The organism is Rhizobium sp. BK529, assembly GCF_014194105.1.
Taxonomy (GTDB): domain Bacteria; phylum Pseudomonadota; class Alphaproteobacteria; order Rhizobiales; family Rhizobiaceae; genus Rhizobium.
The window spans coordinates 579,144-603,035 of sequence record NZ_JACIAU010000002.1; the positions used below are offsets into that span (position 1 = coordinate 579,144).

Annotated in this window: 19 protein-coding genes; 7 read left to right on the forward strand and 12 right to left on the reverse strand. The window is 57.8% G+C overall.

The annotated features are described in order from the left end of the window. Window positions 1–58 precede the first annotated feature (58 nt). Genes FHX08_RS19705 through FHX08_RS19725 form a run of 5 tightly spaced genes read right to left on the reverse strand, consistent with a single transcriptional unit; the run spans window position 59 to window position 4,611 of the window. Complete coding sequence (locus tag FHX08_RS19705) at window positions 59–916, reverse strand: transporter substrate-binding domain-containing protein (protein ID WP_132655301.1); 858 nt, start codon at window positions 914–916, stop codon at window positions 59–61. Window positions 917–951: 35 nt separating this feature from the next. Then, window positions 952–1,734: an ABC transporter ATP-binding protein gene (locus tag FHX08_RS19710; RefSeq protein WP_132655303.1), complete on the reverse strand. Its 783-nt coding sequence runs from the start codon at window positions 1,732–1,734 to the stop codon at window positions 952–954. After that, window positions 1,731–2,471, reverse strand: coding sequence for an ABC transporter permease (locus tag FHX08_RS19715; RefSeq protein WP_132655305.1), 741 nt, complete (start codon window positions 2,469–2,471; stop codon window positions 1,731–1,733). Before FHX08_RS19715 ends, FHX08_RS19710 begins: the two co-directional genes overlap by 4 nt. Next, entirely contained in the window at window positions 2,471–3,190 is a 720-nt protein-coding gene (locus FHX08_RS19720) for an ABC transporter permease (protein WP_132655307.1), read from the reverse strand. Before FHX08_RS19720 ends, FHX08_RS19715 begins: the two co-directional genes overlap by 1 nt. Further along, a complete protein-coding gene (locus FHX08_RS19725; protein WP_184327577.1) occupies window positions 3,187–4,611 on the reverse strand; it encodes a M20 family metallopeptidase in 1,425 nt (474 codons plus the stop codon). The genes FHX08_RS19720 and FHX08_RS19725 overlap by 4 nt, the downstream gene beginning before the upstream one ends. Before the next feature lie 177 nt (window positions 4,612–4,788). Between FHX08_RS19725 and FHX08_RS19730 the strand changes: the two genes are divergently transcribed. Then, a complete protein-coding gene (locus FHX08_RS19730) occupies window positions 4,789–5,424 on the forward strand; it encodes a GntR family transcriptional regulator (protein ID WP_132655311.1) in 636 nt (211 codons plus the stop codon). 15 nt (window positions 5,425–5,439) lie between these two features. Here the strand turns inward: FHX08_RS19730 and FHX08_RS19735 are convergent, their stop codons facing one another. The 6 genes from FHX08_RS19735 to FHX08_RS19760 all read right to left on the reverse strand — a co-directional run bounded on the left by FHX08_RS19735 (window position 5,440) and on the right by FHX08_RS19760 (window position 12,992). Continuing rightward, complete coding sequence (locus FHX08_RS19735; protein WP_132655313.1) at window positions 5,440–6,411, reverse strand: GDP-L-fucose synthase; 972 nt, start codon at window positions 6,409–6,411, stop codon at window positions 5,440–5,442. After that, window positions 6,404–7,507 (reverse strand): GDP-mannose 4,6-dehydratase, encoded by a 1,104-nt coding sequence (gene gmd, locus FHX08_RS19740; RefSeq protein WP_132655315.1) that lies wholly within the window; start codon window positions 7,505–7,507, stop codon window positions 6,404–6,406. The genes FHX08_RS19735 and gmd overlap by 8 nt, the downstream gene beginning before the upstream one ends. 106 nt (window positions 7,508–7,613) lie before the next feature. Beyond that, window positions 7,614–9,824, reverse strand: coding sequence for a GumC family protein (locus FHX08_RS19745; protein ID WP_132655317.1), 2,211 nt, complete (start codon window positions 9,822–9,824; stop codon window positions 7,614–7,616). Beyond that, on the reverse strand, window positions 9,821–10,951 hold the full coding sequence (locus FHX08_RS19750; protein WP_132655319.1) for a glycosyltransferase family 4 protein: 1,131 nt from the start codon (window positions 10,949–10,951) through the stop codon (window positions 9,821–9,823). Before FHX08_RS19750 ends, FHX08_RS19745 begins: the two co-directional genes overlap by 4 nt. Beyond that, the gene (locus tag FHX08_RS19755) at window positions 10,945–12,045 is read right to left on the reverse strand and encodes a glycosyltransferase family 4 protein (RefSeq protein ID WP_132655321.1); all 1,101 of its coding nucleotides are present in this window, start codon (window positions 12,043–12,045) and stop codon (window positions 10,945–10,947) included. The genes FHX08_RS19750 and FHX08_RS19755 overlap by 7 nt, the downstream gene beginning before the upstream one ends. Beyond that, entirely contained in the window at window positions 12,042–12,992 is a 951-nt protein-coding gene (locus FHX08_RS19760; RefSeq protein ID WP_132655323.1) for a glycosyltransferase family 2 protein, read from the reverse strand. Before FHX08_RS19760 ends, FHX08_RS19755 begins: the two co-directional genes overlap by 4 nt. 635 nt (window positions 12,993–13,627) lie before the next feature. On the opposite strand from FHX08_RS19760, the gene FHX08_RS19765 reads away from it, so the two are divergent. Next, window positions 13,628–14,944: an O-antigen ligase family protein gene (locus tag FHX08_RS19765; protein ID WP_132655325.1), complete on the forward strand. Its 1,317-nt coding sequence runs from the start codon at window positions 13,628–13,630 to the stop codon at window positions 14,942–14,944. Further along, on the forward strand, window positions 14,941–17,070 hold the full coding sequence (locus tag FHX08_RS19770) for a nitrous oxide reductase family maturation protein NosD (RefSeq protein WP_132655327.1): 2,130 nt from the start codon (window positions 14,941–14,943) through the stop codon (window positions 17,068–17,070). Before FHX08_RS19765 ends, FHX08_RS19770 begins: the two co-directional genes overlap by 4 nt. A gap of 449 nt (window positions 17,071–17,519) precedes the next feature. Here the strand turns inward: FHX08_RS19770 and FHX08_RS31545 are convergent, their stop codons facing one another. Continuing rightward, entirely contained in the window at window positions 17,520–18,029 is a 510-nt protein-coding gene (locus tag FHX08_RS31545; RefSeq protein WP_245508314.1) for a hypothetical protein, read from the reverse strand. A 309-nt stretch (window positions 18,030–18,338) separates the two neighbouring features. On the opposite strand from FHX08_RS31545, the gene FHX08_RS19780 reads away from it, so the two are divergent. Genes FHX08_RS19780 through FHX08_RS19795 form a run of 4 tightly spaced genes read left to right on the forward strand, consistent with a single transcriptional unit; the run spans window position 18,339 to window position 23,635 of the window. After that, window positions 18,339–19,196: a WecB/TagA/CpsF family glycosyltransferase gene (locus FHX08_RS19780; protein ID WP_132655329.1), complete on the forward strand. Its 858-nt coding sequence runs from the start codon at window positions 18,339–18,341 to the stop codon at window positions 19,194–19,196. 14 nt (window positions 19,197–19,210) lie between these two features. Continuing rightward, window positions 19,211–20,707 (forward strand): sugar transferase, encoded by a 1,497-nt coding sequence (locus tag FHX08_RS19785; protein WP_132655331.1) that lies wholly within the window; start codon window positions 19,211–19,213, stop codon window positions 20,705–20,707. 47 nt (window positions 20,708–20,754) lie between these two features. Then, window positions 20,755–21,798: a UDP-glucuronic acid decarboxylase family protein gene (locus FHX08_RS19790; protein WP_132655333.1), complete on the forward strand. Its 1,044-nt coding sequence runs from the start codon at window positions 20,755–20,757 to the stop codon at window positions 21,796–21,798. Window positions 21,799–21,802: 4 nt separating this feature from the next. Beyond that, window positions 21,803–23,635, forward strand: a complete 1,833-nt coding sequence (locus FHX08_RS19795; protein WP_132655335.1) for a glycosyltransferase — start codon at window positions 21,803–21,805, stop codon at window positions 23,633–23,635. Window positions 23,636–23,892 lie beyond the last annotated feature (257 nt).

A 23,892-nucleotide genomic window follows, 5' to 3' on the forward strand; every position in this document is an offset into this window, starting at 1 on the left:
GACGTTAGCTCACGATACCCAGCGAGCACGACTCGCCGGGTATCATTTTGAAATCAACTCACTTCGGCGTCACGTCGAAGCCGAACCACTTCTCCGAAAGCGTCTTGATGGTGCCGTCCGCCTTCGCGGCGGCAATCGCATCGTTGAACATGGCCTTCAGCTCGGTATCGCTCTTACGCAAGCCGACCGAGCTGCCGCGGCCGAGGAAACCGCCCTGGAAGCGTGGACCTGTCGTCGTCATATCTTCATTGCCAGGTTTCTGGGAGGCCGTCGTCAGATAGGCCATGGATGCCATGACGATATCGACGCGGCCTGCCTTGAGATCGAGGTCGTGTTCTTCCGTCGTTTTATATTCTCTGACATCGACGACACCCTTCAGATATTTGTCGACGAAAGCGGCCGCGGTGGAGGCTGTCTGAACACCGATGGTCTTACCCTGGAGCGCAGGCTTGATCTTTTCGATCTCGGCAGCAGCACCTGCCTCATCGCTGGCAAGCGAGAAGACCTGGCCCTTGTCCGGCAGGTTTGCGAGATCGCCGGTCTTCGAAGTCGCGAAGGCCTGGCCGGTGGAGCCGTAGGAATCGCTGAAGGCAATCACCTCTTCGCGCTTGGCCGTCGCCGACATGCCAGAAATGATGGCGTCGAACTTGCCGGCGTTCAGCGCCGGAATCATGCCGTCGAAGTTCTGGACAACGATCTTGCATTCGACCTTCATGTGGTCGCAGAGATATTTGGTCAGCTCTATCTCATACCCGTCGAGTGAGCCGTCCGGCCTGGTGAAGTTATAGGGCTTGAAGGCGCCTTCGGTGGCGATCGTTACCGTCGTCCACTTCTTGTCTTCCGCCTGCGCGACGGCTGCCGTTGCAATGATCGCAGCGGCTGATGTCGCCATCAGAACCCTTGAAAAGAATGTCATATTTTGCTCCCCTTTTCTTGTTTGGGCTGAGAGAACTATTTGCTGATGAATTGCCGGAAACGTTCCGACCGGGAGTTGGCGAAGACATCCTGTGGTCTGCCGTCTTCCTCGACGACGCCCCTGTGCAGGAAGACGACGCGGCTGGAGACGTCGCGCGCAAAGCCGATTTCATGGGTGACGACCAGCATCGTGCGGCCTTCTTCCGCGAGCGCGCGCATGACGCGCAGCACTTCGCCGACCAGTTCGGGATCGAGTGCCGACGTCGGTTCGTCGAAGAGCATCACCTTCGGTCGCATGGCAAGGGCCCGCGCGATCGCTGCGCGCTGCTGCTGGCCGCCGGAAAGATGTGACGGATAGAAATTGCGCTTCTCGGCGATGCCGACTTTGGCGAGAAGGGTCTCCGCCTCCTCAATGCACTCCGCTCTGGAACGGCCTAGCACATGCACCGGCGCCTCGATGACGTTTTCGAGCACGGTCTTATAGGACCAGAGATTGAAGCTCTGAAAGACCATGCCGAGCTGCGAGCGGATACGGTCGACCTGTCTGCGCTCCGCCGGTCGGCTGCCGCCCTTGCCGTCAGCAACCATGCGGATCGTCTCGCCAGCGACAGTCACTTCGCCGGAATTCGGTGTCTCCAGAAGGTTAATGCAGCGCAGGAGGGTGGACTTTCCCGAACCGGAAGAGCCGAGGATGGAGACGACATCGCCTTCATGCGCATCAAGCGAGATGCCCTTGAGAACTTCCACAGGTCCAAAACTCTTGTGCAGATCCTTCACGCTGAGCGCGATCGGAGAGAGAGGAACGTTCGCCACAGTCATCGGGCGTCTCCTTCAAGGGCGGATCCGGGAGTGACCGCCGGATGATGGGGAGCAGGCTGGCGCAGATGCGGGCTTAGCCAATATTCAATAAGATAAACAAGGCGCGTCAGCAGGAAGTTGATCGCCAGATAGATAGCGCCTGCCACGATGAAAACTTCGATTGCCCGATAGCTTTCGGAAATGATCCTGGCAGCAACACCGGTCACTTCCATCAAGGTGATGATCGAGGCGAGCGATGTCGCCTTCACCATGGAGATCATTTCGTTCGAGTAAGCCGGTAGGGCCTGTCTTGTCGCAAGAGGCAGAACGATACGACGGAACTGCATGAAACGCGGCATGCCGCAGGCACGTGCCGCTTCGATCTGGCCGAAAGGCACCGACAGGAGTCCGCCGCGAATAATCTCACTGGCATAGGCAGCCGTATTCATGGTGAGCGCGAGAACGGCACACCAATAGGCTTCGCGCAGGAATGGCCAGAAGATGGAATGCCTGACCTCGGGAAACTGACCGAGCCCATAATAGATCAGGAAGATCTGTACGAGCAGTGGAGTGCCACGGAAGACGAAGACATAGCTACGCGCGAACCATTCGAGGACCACAATACCGGAAAGCCGGCACAGCGCGATTGCAAGCGCTAGGACAGCCCCGAGTGCGATCGAGGTTGCGGCAAGCTGAAGCGTCAGTGGGATCGCGGAAACAAGACTGACGAAGGTCTCGGTAAGAAAATGCCAGTCCATCAGCTTCTCCTCACGCCACGAGCGAAGTACTTTTCAGCCCGCCGCAGGAAAAGGCCAGAACCGGTTGAAATGGCAAGGTAAATTGCACCGGCAACAACATAGAAATCGAAAGGTAGGCCAGTCGATCCCGCCGCGACCTGTGTCTGGCGGAGCAGCTCGGCAACACCGGTGATGGAGACGAGAGCTGATTCCTTCAGAATAACCTGCCAGACATTACCGAGGCCTGGCAGTGCATGGCGAAGCGTCAGCGGTGCTACGATGCGACGGAACCTTAGCAACCGGCCCATGCCGCAGGCAATCGCGGCCTCGATCTCGCCCGAGTGAACCGCCTTGAATGCCCCGCGGAAAACCTCGGTAAATTGCGCGCCCGAGGTGACGCCGACAGCGAGCGACCCGGCAAGGAAGCCGGGAAAGCCAAGGAAACCTTCAGCACCGAAAAACTGACCAATGGCCGTGACGGCCGCGCTACCTCCAAAGTAGAAGAGATAGATGACAAGCAGATCCGGTATGCCGCGAAGGACCGTGGTATAGGTATCGGCCACGATTCTGATGCCGCGCCCACCTGTTATCTTCGCCCAGGCGCCGAACGTACCGATTACCGCGCCGATGGCATAACCTGCCAGTGCTACCAGGATCGTCATCCACGCGCCGGCCAGCAGCGCCTTGCCCCAACCATCGGGACCGAAGCTTATAAGCTCGAGGATTCCGGGCTGGTTCATGATGCCTTTTTCTCCGGCAGCGGCGGCTGAACGTCATCCGGGATCGGATTGACGAATGGCGTCCCATCGAGGCGGCCCCTCAGGTCCGCTTTGGCCGCCTCGATGAGATCAGGATTGCCAATCAGGTCGATGGCAGTACTCGCCATGACCTTTGCCGCATGTTCCGTTCCCTTGTGAGCCGCAGGCAGCTTGCCCTGCGCGACGAGCTGCCAGGAATGTCCGGGCGTGCCGATCGCGTAGGTCGCGCCGCGCATCTGCACCGTCGGCACCACCCAGCTGACGCTACCGACATCGGTGGAACCGACGATCGTGCTGTCGCCGGCATAAAGCGGGAAGATCTCTTCGCAGAGTGGCTGGTCTTTCTTCGGCTTCAGACCAAAGCGGGCATAGGAAGATGCAATGTCCTCGGTGCTCATTGTTGCCTGGAACTTGCGCGCAGTGGCACGGTCCTCTTCGTCGAAGACAGGCGGTCCAAGGCGCTCCAGGTTGGCGAACATCAGGTTTTCAAGCGGGACGTTACCGACGAGATTGGCGTCACCGCTGATCACTTCGCTGCGGACCGAAGTCTCCGTCATCAGGGCGGCGCCTTCGGCGACTTTCTTGACGCGCGCGACGAGCGACAGGAGTTCAGGAAGATTTCGCGCGCGGATGAGGTAGCGCACCGTCGCGCGGGCCTGCACGACATTGGGTGCCGAGCCGCCGGTATCGGTAACCGCATAGTGGATACGCGCCGTTGAAGGCATATGCTCGCGCATATAGTTGACGCCGACATTCATCAGTTCGACGGCATCGAGCGCGCTACGGCCGAGATGTGGCGTTGCAGATGCATGGGAGGAGCGGCCAGTGAAGTGAAAATTGATCTCGTTGCAAGCGAGCGAGACGGGGTTGTTGACGCCGGCAAAAGCCGCCGGATGCCAGGAAATGGCAATGTCGACGTCGTCGAAGACGCCGGCACGAACCATGAAACCCTTCGACGAGCCGCCTTCTTCGGCCGGGCAGCCGTAGTAACGCACGCGGCCTTTCAGGCCGTTTGCCGCCAGGAAATCCTTGACCGCGGCGGCGGCCAGCATCGAACCGGCACCAAGCATATTGTGGCCACATCCGTGGCCATTGCCGTTTGCCGTTACCTCATGCTTTTCAGCGACACCGGCTTGCTGGCTCAGCCCGGGCAGGGCATCGAATTCGCCGAGGATGGCGATGACAGGGCCACCGTCGCCGGCTTCCCCCATAACGGCCGTCGGTAAGCCCGCAATCCCGCGTACAACACGGAACCCTTCCACCTCCAGCTGGCGGGCATGCTCTTCGGCGGAGCGATATTCTTCGTAATTCGTCTCCGGCATATCCCAGATCCGGTCGCTGAGCGCGAAGAAGGCTTCACGCTTAGCTTCGACGATATCCCACACGGCGTCCGAGTTTTTCATGGCTTCCAAAACAGCTTCATTTTGCATAGTATCCAAAATTGGCGCCAATTTAGGATACAAAAAATCTATGCGCAATCCATGTGCACGAATAAATTTTCATCACTGCAAATTATTCGGCCAGACTTACGGCAATGCCTCTGCCCGTGATATCGAGGAACAAGGAGAGGGGACGTTCGAATGGCAGATATCATGATAGATTCGGAGCAGGGCACGTCCGATGGGCGCGATGTAACGGATCTCGTGTTGCAGGACATTCTCGCTGGTGTCCTGCTGCCGGGAACGTGGCTGAAACAGATCGATCTCGAACGACGCTACAAATGCACACGGCCGGAAGTGCGCCGGGCTCTCGATCGACTTGCGCAGAAGAGGCTCGTCGAACATGTGCCGAACCGCGGCTATCATGTCTACGAGCCGGATGGCAGGCGTGCGCGCGAGGTCAGCGAAATCCGCATCATCTTGGAAACGGCTATCGCGGGAACGATTGTCCAGAATGCGTCTCCGGAAGATATTGCCGCTCTGCGCGGGCTTGCCGAGCATTTCGACTTCATGGTGCTGAACGGCACCATGCTGGAGCTCTATGAGGCAAATCTTGCCTTCCATCGCCAATTGCTGGTCCTTGGAGGCAATCAGGAAATGGTCGATCTCATCACCGAAGTTCGCCAGCGAACCTCATCGGCGCCTGTGTCGCAATGGCGAACCCGCGCCCGCGTAGACCAATCGAGCCGGGAGCATCACCAGATGATTGATGCCATCGAAGCCGGCGATACGGAGCGCCTGAAGGATCTGGTGAGGCAGCACATTCTGCAGGGTTAAAGGCGTCGCCTGCCGTTACTCTGCGGCGACGTTGCTGCGTTCAAGATAATGGCCATTCAAAAAAGAGCGGTAGGCGTCCGCGATACCCTCTTTCAGTCCTATCGCTGGTGCCCAGCCAAGATTGCGCAATCTGTCGGCGCTCATAAGCTTCCGTGGCGTGCCATCCGGTTTGCTGGGATCGCATATGATGTCGCCTTCGAAACCAACGATCTCCGCAACAAGCCTAGCTAATTCGAGAATGGTAAGGTCTTCGCCGGAGCCGACATTCACGTGACTTTCGTCGGAATAGGTTTTCATGAGATAGACGCAGGCGTCGGCGCAATCATCGACATGCAGGAACTCGCGCCGTGGCGTTCCTGTGCCCCAGATGCGTATTTCCTTTTGGTCGCTGATCTTGGCCTCGTGCGCCTTACGGATCAGCGCCGGCATGACATGACTTGACTCGAGGTCGAAATTATCGCCTGGTCCATAAAGATTGGTCGGCATGGCCGAGATGAAATTGTCGCCATGCTGTTTTCGATAGGCAGCGCAGAGCTTCAGTCCGGCAATTTTTGCGATCGCATACCATTCATTGGTGGGCTCGAGTGATCCGCTCAGAAGCGATTCCTCAACGATCGGCTGATCGGCGAATTTCGGATAGATACAGGACGACCCCAGGAACATCAGCTTTTCGACACGAACACTATGCGCCGCATGAATGACGTTAGCCTCAAGGATCAGGTTCTCGTAGAGAAAGTCGGCAGGATAAGTATCGTTGGCGAGAATGCCGCCAACTTTGGCCGCGGCGAGAAAGATGGCGTCGGGGCGGTTCTTGTCCATCCAGGCCTCCACCTGCTCTTGCCGTGTCAGGTCGACCTCAGCGCGCGTGGCCGTTAAGATCTTGCAGCCCTCGGAAGCGAGACGCCGTACGATCGCGGACCCCACCATGCCGCGGTGGCCCGCGACATAGACCTTTTTTCCGGCGAGGCTGTAGATCACCTCAGGCATGGACCAAACCTTTGTTCGCACCGACAGACGGAACATTCCGTGCCATGACTTTCAGGTCCTCGCGAACCATCTCCGAAACCAGTTGATCAAGAGTGGTCTCATGTTTCCAGCCGAGCTTCGTATGCGCCTTTGTCGGATCGCCAAGTAGAAGATCGACTTCTGTCGGGCGGAAGTAGGCCGGGTCGATCTCTACTACGCACCGGCCGGATATCTTGTCATACCCTCTTTCCTCGACACCTTCGCCGCGCCACTCGATTGGCATGCCCACCCTTGTAAAGGCCTTCTCGACAAAGGAGCGAACCGAGTGGGTTTCTCCCGTCGCAAGAACGTAGTCTTCCGGTACGTCCTGCTGCAGCATCAGCCACATGCCGCGGACATATTCTCGTGCATGCCCCCAGTCGCGCTTGGCATCCAGATTTCCAAGATAGAGCCGGTCCTGCAGGCCAAGATGGATTGCGGCTGCCGCCCGGGTGATCTTACGCGTCACGAATGTTTCGCCGCGGATCGGGCTTTCATGGTTGAACAGGATACCGTTCGAGGCGTGCATACCATATGCCTCGCGATAATTGACCACGATCCAATAGGCGTAAAGCTTGGCGGCCGCATAAGGAGATCGCGGATAGAAGGGCGTCGTTTCGCTCTGGGGGACTTCCTGAACCTTGCCGTAGAGTTCGGACGTGGATGCCTGATAGAAGCGTGTCTTCTTGGTCAGGCCGAGAAGGCGAATTGCTTCGAGCAACCGGAGGGTGCCGGTTCCATCCGCGTTTGCAGTATATTCCGGCGTCTCGAATGAAACTTGGACATGGCTCTGGGCGGCGAGATTATAAATCTCGTCGGGCTGTGTTTCCTGGACGACCCGGATAAGATTCGTTGAATCGGTCATATCCCCGTAATGCAAAATGAAGCGAGGGTTCTCGACATGAGGATCCTCGTAGAGGTGCTCGATGCGATTAGTATTGAAGGACGATGAGCGCCGCTTGATGCCGTGAACAGTATAACCCTTTTCCAGGAGCAGTTCAGCTAGGTATGCACCGTCCTGTCCGGTCACACCGGTAATCAGCGCAACTTTCCTGTTATTTCTCATTCCGGTATCCATGGTCGCTCTCCAACTCGAATACTAACGCTATCTTTGGATGCTGGTGGTGTAGGAAAGGCGCGAACGCCGATGAATTTCCTTGGCCATCTGTCGTTTATTCCAGGGTTTAAACCGTCGTTTTGTAGTATTTCATCAACGATCTCGCGAACAACTCGGAATCACCGAACGTATAAAGGGCGTGCTTTCTCGGCTTCACCCCGTTTATCGCGACGGAAATGTCCGGGCTTCGTGAAGAAGCCCTCAGTTGTTGAAGGCAAAAATCGACGGCGCGGCGGCTGGTTTTTGCCCATCTGACAACCATGAGCGTCCTCTCTGCAATTGCGGTCAAATGCACCGTATCGGTGGAGGCAAGCACGGGCGCACTGTCGAAGATCACAACCTGGCCATTTGCCCGGGCCATTTCGATGAGCTCCGCTAGATCGGCCAGACGGGTGTGCCGAAGGTGGCTGGGGTTGCCGGCGGGGATGAAGTCGATACCACTTGGGTGATGATAGATGATGTCGTCGACTTCAGCATGTCCGCTCATGAAATCGTTCAGTCCGCGCTTGAGTCCCGACTTGAAAAGCGAGTCGAGTTTTCCGCGCCGAAGGTCGCAATCAATGAGCAGCACAGGGGTTCCGTTGGCTGCGAGTTCGATGGCCAGAGATCCGGCGACAAGCGATTTGCCCTCGCCGCTATGGGCGGACGTGACGACAATGCTGGCCGGGAGCTTCCCGCCATTGGTTTGTTTGAGTGAAATCATGACGGTACGAATTGCTTCGTCGAACATCCCGCCCTGAATGTGCCCAAAGAGGACCGAAGGATTTCGCCTGGTTGCCCGTTTCAGGCGCGGTATGAAACCGGCAGGTACGAAGCGTCCCATCCCGGCGAGCTGGTCGAAGCTGCGGACAGACTTGTCCATCATCTCGACTGCAAAAGCGACCGTCACGGCGATCGAGGCCGAAGCCACGAGAGCGCCGATCAGATAGAAAAGCCGGCCCCGTCCTTGTGGCGCCAGTGGCACCGCAGCCGGCGACAGAACTTCAACTTCCGCGCCGGGCAGCATGGCTTGCGCCGCAAATACCCGGCGCTGTTCCTCCAGCTTGTCCAGGGCCGTCTGTTCCCTGTCGGCGACGCGCTCCAGCCGCGCCAGCTCGATTTTATCGAGAGTGGAACGAGACCGCAGATTGTAGGCGGTCGTCAGGGCGGAGCGGACTGTGCTGTCTTCACGATCAAGCGCAGCAAGCTTGGCGCGCAGCGATTGAACATAGCGATCGACGGCAGTGCCGAGATCGGCCCGCGATTTGTCAATCTTTGCACGCAGATCGACAACCGGCTGGGCGTCGCTGCCATATATGTCGAGAAGACGTTCGAGATCCTGCTGCTGTGCCCGAAGGTCGCGTTCCATTGCGCTGATACTGTCGGGAATGGAGTCATTCTGCGTGGCAAGCGAGGCGTCGTCGGCCGCCTCCAGGGTGGTGATGATTGCTTTTATATCGACGCGGTCCTGTTCGATTTTTGCCTGCCGGTCGCTCAGTTCCATGATGGATTTGATCTGTTCGCTCTGAGCGTCGTCATTTGGAACGATACCCGTGGCCTTTTGATATTCGTCGGCGGCATTGCGCGCCGCATCGGTGCGAGCCTGCTGCTCCGCTATACGCTGTCGAAGCCACCCTCCTGCGGCGTCCAGACGATTACGAGCGCTCTCTTCGCGCTCTTCCAGGTAAATATCGATCAGACGATTGGGCACTGCAGCCGCCAATTCGGGATCGTACGTATCGAATCCGATTCGGATAACACCACCGGGGCCGTCTCGGACCACCTGGAGCGCCTTGTAATATTCTTCGATAACCGGCTCGAGCTTGTCTTGCGGCGGCCCGGACGGTTTATCGCTGTCAATCAACTGCCGCAGACTTGCCTTGATCTCGGCGGTCAGAGACGGTTGACGCAGTTCCGGATTGAATTCCGGCCGCTCGTCGAGCCGCAGATCGCGAATGACGCGTTCGGCCACGCTCCTGGACCGCAGCCGCTCCGCTTCCGATGCCACGTTCAAGGGATCATTGCCGCTATCGTCGCTGCTCACCGACTTTGCCAGCGGCGCGTGAATCATAAGCCGGGACTCGGCATGATAGCTCGGCTGCATCCCCAGGATCACAATGGTAGCAACGGCCATCATCAGCACCACCAGGCATGCAATCATCATCATCCGGCGGCGGAGCAGCCGCAAACCGGATGCCAAATCGAAATCATCCGATCTCGTCTCTGCCTGAAACTGGGGTTCGTAGTGCATCGTTCTGATGGGAACATTCCGATCTGGCGGGAAAGTTGAGATTGTCATGATGCGCTAACCCTTGCCTGAGGTTGCGTGGAGATGGCCTCGTAAAGTTTTCCGATCGACCTCATGTACGCCATCATACTGAAGTGGTTGAGGTAGTGGGCGCGGCCCTTGATGGAGAGTTGGGCACGCATTTCAGGGTTCGTAACCAGTTCCGCCAGGGCCGCAGCCAGTGCATCCTGGTCCCCGACAGGGACGAAGACGCCGGTTTTGCCGTCGGAGATGACCTCTTCATGCGCTCCAACCCGCGTGGTGACGACGGCAAGACCATGGGCTAGTCCTTCAATGACGGCCATAGCCAGGCCTTCGGCATGTGAGGGCAGGACGAGAATGTCGGCGCGGGCGCACAAGTTCTTGATCTTGTCGGCCCCAAGCCAACCTGGCATCTCCACCAGATCGGACAGCCCCATCGCGGCGGCTTGGCGGCGGTATTCTTCAACCGGTCCATCCCCTGCCAGCACGGCTCGCCATCGTAATTTCCTCATTGTCGGATGGTTGAGCGCCAGCAACAGCTCCGGCACGCCCTTGCGTTCGCTCAAACGGCCGAGAAAGACGATGAGTGGCGTCTGATCAGCGGGAAGCTTGCGCCGTGCGCCGGGATCCGGGACACAATTGTGGACAACGATGACGCGGTGACCGTCTACGCCGAGGAGGGTCGTCAGCGTCACGCGATCGCGCTCGCCAAGCGCCACCACGCAGTCGGCATTTTGAAACATTCGACGGATGAGCGCTTGTTGGCGTGGAGAACGGGCAGCAAAATCGCTGGCGTAATCATAGTCATGCAAGTGCAATATGTGAGAGCAGCCCAGCATACGGGCGGCCTCCGTCAGGATCAGCTTTCGTGACGTGCTGCCTCGACCCGCGACATGGATATGGTGAATACGTGTAGGAGCAACGACCCGATCCCTAGCCATCGTCAGGATGGCGCCCAGCAGACGCAGGGTCGACGTTGCCGCGGACCACCGAGGCCCTCTGGTGTCGGTGACGAAGTGCGTTGCGCCGGCTTGCCTTGCACTGCTGGTTATATAGCCGACCAGCCTGCCGATTCCGCCGCCATTCTCGCAGCCGCCCGGGACATAGTGGCGTACACTTGCCATTTGAGCACTTTCCGCCGACGTCTTCATCAGCATGATCGAACGACCTCGCGATAGACGGCCGCTGCTTGGGCTCCAACCTGTTCGGGTGAGTTCGGTCCTGTGGCCCAGGCAAGCGCGTTTGCGCCGAGATTATTTCTGAGTTCACTGTTCTCGGCCAATGTGCGGATGGCTTTTGCAAGGTCTTCCGCATCTCCGGGCGAGACCACCATTCCGAGCCCATTCGGCTGAACTGTCGTGCGTAACTCACCGACGTCAGTCACGATGACTGGTTTGCCGAAGGCCGCGGCGAGATTGAGCACCCCGCTTTGAGAGGCTTCGGTATAGGGAAGCACAACGATATCCGCATCGAGGAAAAGCTGCGCAACTTCAGCATCTTCGATATAGCGGTTACGGATATCATAGCGATCCGCGTCCCCCATCAGTGGCTTGAACAGCCAGGGATTGTCGCCGCGCCCTGCGACCGTAATGCGCAGGTTCGGAAGCGCATCCTTGAGCATTGCTTCGGCGCGGATCAGATGCTCCAGGCCCTTGTAAGCAAAGATCCGTCCGAAGAGTAGGACGCGCAGAGTGCCGTCGGCTTGGCGTCGCGCCAGATTCTGCTGCCGGGCGAGTTTTGCGTAACGCTGAATGGCGGGGTGCGACAGGACATGGACGCAGTCAGGAGATTTCGAATATCGATCGAGCGCCATCCGCTTCAGCGCTTCACCGTGGACGACGAGGTGTCCGGACTGCCTTGCCATCAATTCCGGCGCCCAGCCGGGCAGGGTGCGGGTATCGGAATCTCCCGGATGTACATCGACATCATGGACCGTCGTTATGAGCGGGATCGGCCGCCAGAACGGAGCGGCAAAGTTCAGCCAGAGAGTGCTATTGCTGAGAAGATGAATAATACTCGGCTTTTCGTGCCGGATGAGCCGGGTCAGCTGATGCAGGAACCAGGGATTGGCGAGCGAACGGTGCCGCGGCCAGTCCAGCAGGTGCAAATCGATTGCCGGATCGAACCAGCACGCCAGATGCGCGTAGCGTCGGCGCGGAACGCCGAGGACGACATCAAGGTGCCGTGCGACGCCGCTGGCGAAGGCGATCGTATAATCTTCCAGTTCGGAAACAAGCAGCAGCGCCTTCATTTCGCTGCCTCCGATAAGCCGATGTCCCGGCCGAACCGAGGGAGATCACGGGCTGAACGGAATGCGTCGCGTGTGCGTCTGAGCAGGTTTGGCTCGCCGGCGAAAAACAGCCCTTCGAAGGCAAGCTTGACGCGAGTAGGCATATCAGCACCGACCAATCCCGTCGACGCCACCCAGTAGGGGTAATGATCCGTCAGGCTCAACCGTGCCGGTATCTCGTGAATTGCAAGAAACCTGTTCGTCGCTTCGACGGTGCGCTGCCAATGGGCCATTCGCCGTCGCAGCATCGCGGCATCGTCGACCGGCCGATACCAGTTGTTGTTGTGGATCCGGTAGAATCCGAGTGCATCCGGCAAGGAAGCAACATCTCCGAGAAACGGATATATCCCCGTGAGCCACGCATCGGCCGAAATGCGGAACTGGTCCGGGATAGGCCCTGCAGCATCCCACGCGCTGCGCCGAACGGAGATGGCTGACGTCAACGGGAAGGGCCACCAGCCGGCCGATCTGGTCAGTCGCGCCGAGAGGTCTCCAGAACAGAGCGTCCGGGGGATCGGCTTGAGAGTTGGCGAGCCATCGATCGCAACCGGCTGAAGTCGGTGATAGACAAGCGATACCGCAGAATCCGACTGGAAGGCAGCGCGGATCGCCGACAATTTGCCCGGAGCCCACCAATCGTCTGCGTCCAGAAAACACAGGATACCGCCGCTGCTGAGCTTTACCGCAGCATTGATCGCGGCTGCCTGTCCCGAATTTTCCTGGAAGAGTAGCTTCACCCTATCGTCATAGGCTTCCAGTACGGAACGCGATTCGTCGCTCGATCCGTCATCGACGATGATGATTTCGACGTTGGGCACATCCTGACTCAGGACACTGTCAATCGCCCGTCCGACGAAACGACCATAGTTGTAATTGTTGATGAGAACGCTGATGCCGGACTGCTCCATGACGCCCTCAAGCGGCTTGCAGCACGGCAAGGCGGTGCAGCAGCATGGTCCTGATATTGTGTGGAAGGCCAGCCCCGCCGTTGCCTCCAGTACCTGAGGCCTCGCGGATGGCTATATCAGATGCGTCTAAGCCCCCGATCTGCTTTCGGGGTAGGGACGGTGAGGCAGGCGTTGACGCCGCCGCGACCGGTGAAGCTCTCGTCGTGGAGCATGCCGAACCAGGATCATAACGCGAAACCATAGCAATCCCAACCTTCTAAGCATCGCTTGCGGACTGCAGCCTGTCGTCGGAACCGCTCAATTCGTCAAAAGCTCGCGGCGCGCGACGTGGCGTGCTTTGCTGTCTGCACCTTTGCAAGCTACCGGCGAATGGACATGGGTAACATCTGCTCTTATGGGCAATCCCGTAGGCTTAGGGCTCATCTTTTGGGGTAGGTTCCAGTCGCCCGCTTAATCGCAAGCACGTCCTTTGGAGGTGGGTGCCGGCATTCGACGTAGCCGCGCCGTCATTTGCGTGCGTTGACTGCGCGGATATTTGGATGGTTGTTCTTGAGTGTAGCAGCGTAGCTGTGAAAGGAGATGCACGCCTTTCCAGACTGCAGCCGCTCCTTTGATCAGCTCGGCCAGGACCGACAATGAGCATATACGGTCTTAGAATGACAAGCGGGCCGACCATCAGTTGGCGAAGCATAGAATGCTGGGGCGCCGGTACATGCTTGTTCCTGCAGACAGGCGCGCTTTTTCCGCTTTTACTGTCAGATCCGGATGGAGCGTTGAGCGATCACTCCAAGTCGCTGCTGCGCCTCGTTAGTCTGCCCGTATATGCATTTACAGTACTGATCCTGACAAAAAATTTACCGCTGTTCCTCATGGCGTTGAGGCGCAATCTACTGCTCCCCCTGATGCTCATGCTGCCGTTTTTGTCCATCTTATGGTCAATCAGTCCATCCTTGAGTCTGCGGCGCGCCGTCGGCCTTTTGTTTACCATGCTTCTTGCCTACGTGCTGGCAATGCGCTTTACGCCGAGACAGCTGCTTTTGCTCGTCTTTGCGACTTTGGGAACGTGTATCGTACTGAGCCTGGCGATGTTCGCGGTGGCGCCTCATCTTGCCCGTATGCCCATGGACAGCGAGATGCGAGGCATCTTCATCAACAAGAACAGCCTCGGCTGGTATTCGTGCATCATGATCCTGGCGGCGACCGTCGTGCTGATCGACGGGACTCTCGGCTTGCGGCGGACCGCTTTTATCCTGCTGGCCGCGAGCGGGATTTGTCTTGTTGCTTCGGGATCGATGACCGCGACAATCGCGACCGCCTCGGCATTCGGCCTGATCGGATTCTATTCGGCCCTGCAGAGAAGCAGCGGCATCGGCCGCATCGTCCTCGTGCTGCTGTTCGTTCAGCTAGCGGCGGGCCTTCTTATCTCGCTTCACGAGTTCCTGGTTCCGTTCCTCGAAGCGCTCGGCAAGGACGCTACCTTGACGGGCCGCGTTCCGTTGTGGGAGCTGGTCGACCGCCAGATTGCCAGCCACCTGATGTTCGGCTTCGGCTATCAGGCGTTTTGGACGGAAGCTAACCCTGGAGCATGGTCCATCTGGTCCGAAGTTCTGTGGATGGCGCCTCACGCCCATAATGGCTACCGCGATGCGATGCTCAGTTTCGGCATCATCGGCACGACCTTCTTTGTCCTGCTGCTTTTGCGCGCAGTCCACCAGGGCGCGATTCTTCAGTGCCGTAATCCGCAATATGGCTGGCTCTGGCTCAATGTCTTCACCGTGATGGTCCTGGTGATGAACCTGACCGAGAGCATTTTTCTAGTCCAGAATGACGCCATTTTCATTCTGTTCAGCACAGCTATCATCATGTTCTCGCTATATGTGCCCGCCGTTTCAGCTGAGGTCGACCAAGGATGGCGAATGCCCATCACAAGGCCGGATCCATCAATCCCATGAGACCTTGTTTCACGCTGTCCTGTTGCGTACTGCTTACAGCGCTCTCTCCGCGTTTGGGCAATTCGGCGCCGGTGAGTTCGGACGCGGTTGCGCCCGACATCATGCATAAGACAATCCAGGCAGCGACCTGCGCCGAGGCCGCGCCAGGCGCATTATCGGACGAACTCAAGGGGATTCTCGGTGGCGATGGGGGGACCGGCACGGCCGCGGGACGCGCGATATTCTATGTGTCGCCCGTCGGCAACGACACTTGGAGCGGTCGTCATCCCGAGCCAAATAAGGAAGGTACAGACGGTCCCTTCGCTAGCATCGAGCGGGCGCGCGACGTTGCGCGGGCGGCGGGCGCCCAGAGCACGATCGCCATGGAGGGTGGAGATTACTATCTCGCCCGCCCCATTGTCTTCGATACCAGAGACAAGGGCCTGGTTATCACGGCGAGATGCGACCAGACACCCATCTTGCACGGCGGTCGGCTTGTGAATAACTGGGTGTTACAGGCTGCCGGACGCTGGACGGCGCCACTGCGCTTGCCGCCGGGCGAAGCCGTCGGCGATCTCTTCGTCAACGGGGTTCGCCAGACCCTGGCCCGCTTTCCGAACGCTCCTTCCGATGGAGATCCTCGCAAGGGATGGCTGTTTGCCGCCAAATGCAAGCCGGCGATTGACCAATGGGAAGGCAATACGCGCTTTTGCTATCATGCCGGCGACATCCCGACGCTCGAAGGCGCATCAGGGCTCGTCGTCAACATCGTCGGTGGTTTCAAGCCTGGAAGCCAATGGGGCAGCGATACATTGCCGGTCGTTTCGATCGACGCTGCAACGCGGACCGTTCAAACCAAGGGCACCAGCTATTTCTTCACCGCAGAAGGCAGCCGCTATTTCCTGACAGGAGCGGCCTTTCTCGATGCACCTGGGGAATGGCGCTACAATGTTGCAGCAGGCCAGCTCGACTATATCCCTGCCGAGGGGTTCTCGCCTAATTCGACCGCTGTGGCCGGTGTGCTGCCGACATTCTTTCGGCTGGAGGGTGCCGATGACATGGTCGTATCAGGACTCCAGTTTCGTGATGGAGCGCCCGAAGGCAGCGGTAAATTCTATACCGACACCAGAGGGTTCGGCGCTATACGACTTGAACACGCCAACGGTGTCAGGCTGCTCGGCAATCTCGTCGAAAATGTCGGCGTCGGCATCCATGTAACTGAGAGCAGCGACGTTCTGATTGCCGGCAATGTGATCGGAGATATCGCCGGCAACGGCATCTATGTCGGCACCACCTATGGCAGTTTCGGTAAATCGAACGGTGTCAGAATTCTGTCGAACCATATACATGACATCGGAAAGGTCTACTTCGAGACGGCGGGCATATGGTTCCAGGCAGGCGACGGTATCCGGATCGCCAACAACCTGATCGAAAATACCGCACAATTCGGGATCGCCGGCGGCTCCCTTTGGGGCAGCCAGGACGCAGTCCACGACGCGATCATCGAACACAATATCGTGCGTAATGCCAATCAGCAGACGGCCGATGGTGGCGCCATCAAGATGATGGGAGAGCAGGCCGACCTCCTAAATAGCATCATCCGCTACAATCTCGTCACCGGGACAGGGCATCTCATGAACAGGGCCGATGGCACTTTCTGGCCTCGGGGATACGAAAATATCAATGAATGGCCGTCTCCGATCAGCTGGGCGATTTATACTGATGGCAAGGCGAGCGGTGTGCGCATCGAAGGAAACACTCTTTCCGGCAACGTCTGTGCGATCGGCATCAACGGCGGCTGGAATAACCTGGTGACAGGAAACACCATCTCAAACGGCTCGGGTGCGGCCTTCCGCGTGGACGATGGCACTGGTTGGGGATGGCATCCACCGTGGGCCGCCCCAAACCGGATAGAGGACAATATCATCTCGATCGATAGCAGCAACGGGGTCGCAGCCTTCATCTACGCGCCTAACCACGGGACTGAATCCGTGCAGTTCGCGCGCAACCGCTACAGCGGCAATCTGAACAACAAGAGCTTTCGGATCGATCCGCCGATCATGCGGTGGGGTGCGTTTGGCAGCCTGGTCGATCTACAGAGAGCTGGTGCGGACAAGGACAGTGTTTTCACTCGTCCCAATGATTGATAGCGCCGAGATGACCGGTAATGGAGCCGCATGACCTGGGGTGCGCGCGGCATGCGGTAACGGCGACGATGCGCTCTTTCCTGCTCAGCGAAAACCGCAGCCGGCGGTTCAATGCAATACGGAGGCCCCGATAATGGGCGGGACAATGTTGTTGACTGCGAGCTGCATCAATACGTTTGCGCTGAGCGTGCCCCGAACGTCGGGATGGCGATGGCGGCCTTCTTCGGCATAGGAATAGGTCTCAGGCATTCTGCTGAACCATCGAATGATTGATCGCGCTGAAGTGAAAGCGCGCTGAACATCCAGGCGAAACCACGGTCCGGCCCGCTCACATAGTTTGAGCAGGCTCCTGTCAACAGGTGTCGGCATTTGCTGGCATGTTCGATACGCACGTCGAAAATGATAGCATCGCTCGCGTGCGCCAAGACTCTTCGCCGGCAAGCTTTGGGTCAGGCCCTTGAGATGGGATCGGGTCGAACCTTCAATGTCGCGCGCGAATTTTCGCCCTGGTCCTGCAGGTAAAACGCGATCTTATAGACCCTGAAACTCTTGTCCGAGAAAATACTTCCATCAGCACAGCGAGGATGGTGAGGGACGTCATTATGCGATGACGATGTCGTGTTGATCATGAGATCGCATTCACCTGTAAGAACCACATCGAGCGGTTGCGTAATTTCCTTGCGGCGATCGAGGATCGTGCTCGAAGTTAAAAGCTTAGCGACCTCCTCTACGACATACATCGCATGAAGCTGGAATTTTCCGCCATAGGGATAACAGCCACCAGATCTCAGATACTGTTTGGCAACCCGCCGCAATCCTTCCACCTGCTCGGGCGTCAGGACATCCCTGATGACGGTATAGCCATCAGAGCTCAAATCCTTCTGCAGTTGGTTGGCAGTACCAGGCACCTCTGGAGGCTCTCCGGTAGGTACCGGCAATTCGCCTGCTGAACTCGCCATTGCCTCTCTTTAGGCTTTATCGCCGGGCTCAAACCTCCCCAGCTTTTGTCGCGCTAAAAGAACTGTCTGCTGTGGCCCAGTGAGGGTCAAAACAGCCCTTTTCGGGGTAACGCTTATCCAAAAGATCAATGGGGCATACCCGGCGGATACGTTCTTACTTCCAATATTGTAATGCATTTCTATGCGCGACGCAGAAATGTGAAGTGTTTCTACGCCCAATAGCTGGATGTGAAAGTCTAGAGGCAGGCGCCTTGCCAGCATATTCTGTCAACCGTTCAGTTGGCAAAAGCCGTAGGTAAAGCGTAGGTCATGAGAAATTCACCAGCAGACAGAAACCAAACTCCAGACCTTTATCCAAAGGGGACCCTGGAGTGGACGAATGTCCTTGGTGTTCGAGTTTCGGCAGTCAATCTCAAAAGCGCGACCGGACTGATTGAAAAGGCGATTGAAGACGGCAGGAAAGAATATGTCTGCGTTCGCGACGCGCACGGTGTCGTGCGGTGTCAGAAAGACTCGGAGCTTCGGTCCATACACAATCGTGCATTCCTCGTAACCCCCGACGGTATGCCGTTGGTATGGGCGCTGAAGCGCGCTGGCCATGTGGAAAGCGACAGGGTCTACGGACCGGATCTAATGTTGGCTGTTTTCGAAGCCGGTAGATCCAAGGGCTTGCGTCACTTCCTTTATGGCGCGACGGCCGAGACGCTGGATCAGCTGCAGGCTCGGCTTATCGCAAAATTCCCGGAAGCACGGATAGTCGACTCCTACGCGCCGCCTTTTCGAGAACTCTCGCTGCAAGAGGAAAGGGATATTGCTGACCGGATCAATCGGTCAGGCGCGGATATCATTTGGGTCGGACTGAGCAGTCCCAAACAGGAGCTTTGGATGGCGCGCATGCGCGATCATCTGGAAGCTTCGGTTCTCATCGGAGTGGGCGCTGCCTTCGACTTTCATGCCGGCCTCAAACGCCAGGCTCCAAGGGTCATTCAAAGAAGCGGCTTCGAATGGGCGTTTCGCCTTCTATGTGAGCCGCGACGGTTGTGGCGGCGCTATGCGCTCGTCGTGCCGACCTTCATCTCACTGACTGTCTTTCAGAGGCTGGGGCTTCGGACGTTTCCGATCGAGGACTCTGTTTCTGGATCGGGTGCGTCAGGACAAAGGCCGTAGAGGAGTAAACCACCATGTCCTTACTTGCGCCGTCAGCAATGACATCGGGTCCGTCGAAGGTCGCCACCACAAATGACGCGGCATCGCGGGCAGCTTCGGCAAGCTCTGTTCCACCCATAACAGTTGTTAGGACAGCCGATCCCCTGAGGAAGTCAGAGCTGAATATGCCGCTTGCGCTCCGGCGCCGATTTCCTCGACTTGCAACATCGTCACTCTTGGTTGCCGGCGACGTTGCGGCCTATCTGATTGTCTATCTTGCTCTCCTTTCCATCCTTCCCGATGGTTCGGCGGGCACGATATTGGAACGTGCTTTCGCCCTCGCAGCATTGGCGACGATCGTTCTCTATGCATCGGCCGGCCTCTATCCCGGGTATCGGCTTCATGACCACGAACACCTGCGGCGCCGCACGATAGCCGCCTTCAAGGTGGCTGTCCTCGCGGCGCTCGGAGCAATTCTTCTGCCGGAAGGGGGGCGACTGCTGCTTTCCGTCATCGGTTTCCTCGGCCTCGGGCTGATTGTTCAGCCTGTTACGCATTGGCTCGCACGAGGCCTGTGCCGGAGACTTGGAATTTGGGGGGAGCGGGCGGTGATCATAGGCGGCCGCAATCTTACCCCTACGCTCACGGCGCATTTCAAGGATCATTGGCAGTACGGCATAAGGCCAGAACCCTTTTTCCCCGATGCGTCGGAAACATCACCTGACAGCGCACCATCCATTGCCCTGATTGCCGGTGACACAGGCTCGCTTATCGCCGATCTGGCGGCAATGCGCCAAAAGTTCGCCGAAGTCATTCTCCTGTCCGATACGCCGAACCTCAAGATAAACGGGTTGCGACCTGCCGATGTCGGCGGAGAGATCGGTATTCGTGTCGCCTCCAGCGGGAGCTCGGCAAGCTCGGACCTGATCCGTCGGGTCATCGATCTCGCAATCGCCATCCCAGCAACGATCGTGATCGCACCCTTCATTATGGTTGCCGCAGCCGCGATCTACGCCATCGATCCAGGGCCCGTCTTCTTCAGGCACACGAGGGAGGGTCTGTCCGGCAAGCCCGTGCACGTCCTGAAACTGCGAACGATGTATAGAGATGCAGAACAGCGCCTCGAGGCATTGTTCCGGGAAAACCCTGCTATGCGCGTCGAGTGGCTGACGCACTTCAAGCTCAAAGAGGATCCACGCGTCTTGCCTGTGATCGGGCATCTGCTTCGCTCGACGAGTTTCGACGAACTCCCGCAGCTGGTGAACATCATTGCAGGGGAAATGGCCTTCGTCGGACCGCGGCCGTTCCCGGAGTATCACCTCCTGGCGATGGACAGTGAGTTTCGAAACAAGCGCCGCTCTGTAACGCCGGGACTGACCGGTCTCTGGCAGATATCCGAACGCAGCAGCGCGGATCTCGAACTGCAGCAGCAACTCGACGAGTTCTATATCGACAATCGGTCCCTGTGGTTCGATTGGCACATTCTTCTCAGCACAATCCCTGCGGTCTTCAAACGCAGGGGAGCCTACTGACCTGACCCCTCGCTCTGCGAGGCAAACATCAACAACGGAGCATTTCAATGCACGGACACAAGCGAATTATGGTTACGGGCGGCACCGGATTCCTGGGATCGTTCCTGTGCGAGCGACTTTTGCGAGAAGGCAATGACGTCCTCTGCGTGGACAATTATTACACCGGTTCGCGCGACAACGTGTTGCATCTTCTTGATGATCCTCGCTTTGAGATCCTTCGCCACGACATTACCTTCCCGCTTTATGTAGAGGTTGATGAGATCTACAACCTCGCCTGCCCGGCATCTCCAGTCCATTATCAGTTCGATCCCGTTCAGACGATCAAGACCAATGTGCACGGGGCCATCAACATGCTCGGTCTTGCCAAACGCACCAAGGCGAAGATTTTCCAGGCTTCCACGAGCGAGGTTTACGGCGACCCGGCAGTCCATCCTCAACCCGAGGAGTATCGAGGCAGCGTCAATCCGATCGGTCCCCGTGCCTGCTACGACGAAGGCAAGCGGTGCGCCGAAACACTGTTCTTCGATTACCACCGCCAATATGGCGTGGAAATTCGCGTAGCGCGAATTTTCAACACCTACGGGCCGCGCATGCAGACCAATGACGGCCGCGTCGTCTCCAACTTCATCGTTCAGGCGCTTCAAAACGAGCCGATCACCATCTTCGGGAATGGCACGCAGACGCGCTCCTTCTGCTATGTGGACGATCTGATCGAGGGCTTCATCCGCCTGATGGGCGCGCCGGCCGGGGTTACCGGACCGATCAATCTCGGCAATCCAGGCGAGTTCCAGGTTCGGGAGCTGGCCGAAATGGTCATAGAAATGACGGGGTCGAGGTCAGGCATTGTCTTTAAGCCTCTGCCGGTCGACGATCCGACGCAGCGTAAACCTGACATCAGCCGCGCAAAGCAAGAACTGGGCTGGCAGCCGACGGTGAGCCTGCGTGAGGGGCTTGAGAGAACGATCGCCTATTTCGAGTGGAAGCTCTCCGGGGGATCGCGGAACATGCCTGGCGTCAGGCCTGCGCAAACGGCTTATACGCATCTGCCTATTCCGGCGATCGGCCTTCCTGTTTCGGAAGCGACGCGATAGGAACATGAATAGCATCGGCAATCATCGCAAACCGAGGCTCGTTTTCTTTCAATGGGATCATCAACCCAATGCGAAAGCAGCCGGTTACCTGCTGCTGCACATGCAGCAGCAGGTCAAGTGCCTCAGCACACACTTTGATGTCGTCGTCGTCAATCACGACTGCGACTACGCAGAGATATGTGAGAGATACGAGCCGGATCTGACGCTGTTTGAGAGCGGCTATCGGTCGCACGGATCAAGACGGATAAGCATCACCAATACCAATGCTTATGTCGGCGTTCCGAAGCTTGGCCTTCATAACGCGGATCCATGGTGCGATCGGCGCAGCGGCTTTCTTTCCGATATGGAGCAATGGGGCATCGAGACATATTTCTCGATTGCGACCTTGGCTCCGGAATATATGCCGGAACTAAAGGACAACCTGTTCGTCTGGCCAAATTTCATCGATCCGGAAGTCTTTCAAGACTATCACCAGCACAAGGTCATACCGGTCACGCTCACGGGCCAGGTCAATGGCCTTTACCCCTGGCGGCAGAAGGTCTTTCCGATAATCCGCGATCGATATCCCTGCCTGGTTTCGCCGCAACATAGTTATGAGAGCAAGCTTGCCTCCCAGCTGCTGTCGGGAGAGGCCTATGCCCGCGCGCTCAACGCGAGCCTCGTCGTACCGGCATGCGGCACCATGGCCGGCGAGGTGGTGCGAAAGCATTTTGAGATCCCGGCGGCGAATTCCTGTCTCGTGACAGAACGGACGGCAGCACTGCAGGCGGCTGGCTTTGCCGACATGGAAAATTGTGTCTTTGCCGACCACCACGACGTGATTGAACGATTGGAATATCTCTTTGCCCACCCTGGCGAGATCCAGCGTATTTCGACGGCGGGCTATAATCTGGTCCATTCTCGCCACACTCTGAATCACAGGCCGCAAATATATCAATGGTTTATGCTGAATGGGGGCCTGCAATCCGGGGAAAAGATCATTCAGTCCGGGCCTTTCGGCGACCTCATAAAAGTTGAACGCGTCTCTGAGCAAGCAAGCATCCAAGTCGCCGCAATGGCAAGCGACCGCGCTTTGTTGAAGCAAGGCAATCTGCTCCTTGAGCAGGGCAACGTGGAGGAGGCCAAGGACTGCTACGCGCGCTGCTTGGAGTATGTATCCTACCTTCCTGAAGCCAAGTTCGGTCTCGCTCTTTGTGCCCTTTATGAGGGTAATGCCGATCGCGCCTACGAGCTTCTGTTGAACTTGGTCAAGGTGACGATGATCGACTACGGGGCGGCTGACCCGGATCCGGTCGAATGGGCGTATTTTCTCCTCGCATTGGCCTGTAAAGGCCAGCTCGCGCAAGCGCGAAGGTTGCAAGACTTTTATCCGTCTCTGTCCCACGACGAACTCAGGCGCGCGCGCTTCGTCCTCGCTCAAGGAAGCCAGCAAGAGAATCGGCTTATCTCCGAAGGATCCGGCACGAGCCGAAAAAGCATTCACCAGCTTCCCATACGAAGCGATCCCGAATGGCTTGGATATTTCGCCGATATTCTCGATCGCTGTCAGCAGCCGAATCTTGCGAACGCTCTTCGTCACGGTCCCTCCGCAGATGGGGGATCGGGCGAACGTACAGCATCTCGACATTTCAGACCTGGTATCGGCTGGCGCCAGAGGTTGTACTCGGGCGTTGATGACCTGATCACCATACTGCGCTTGAACCAATTGCGGCCGAATGTGCCGCCAATGCCTGAGTTCCGATATTTTTGGCATCTTGCAAAGGGTCTGGTTCCCCGTTCGCAGAGAAGCCCGCTGCGCAGGATCCGAACGGCGCTACTTTCCAGACATGCTTCATGAGTGCCGGCGCCGCTTAAGGGTGTCCTTCGCTGAATAATCGAGAAGGACGAGTTTTAGCAGACCGCCAATCCCCGGGACTGCAGCCGGGTGTCCAGTTCATGCCGAGCGATAGACTTTGTAAGACCTGAGCGGAAAACTATGGTGGGCAACTGCGTGTGGGGCAGAGCCGGAAGTGACGGTAAACATGGTGGGGCTTGGGCAAGCTGAACGGATCACATCCGAGCTCAGGTGCTCAGGCGCAAACGTTGGGCTCGGTG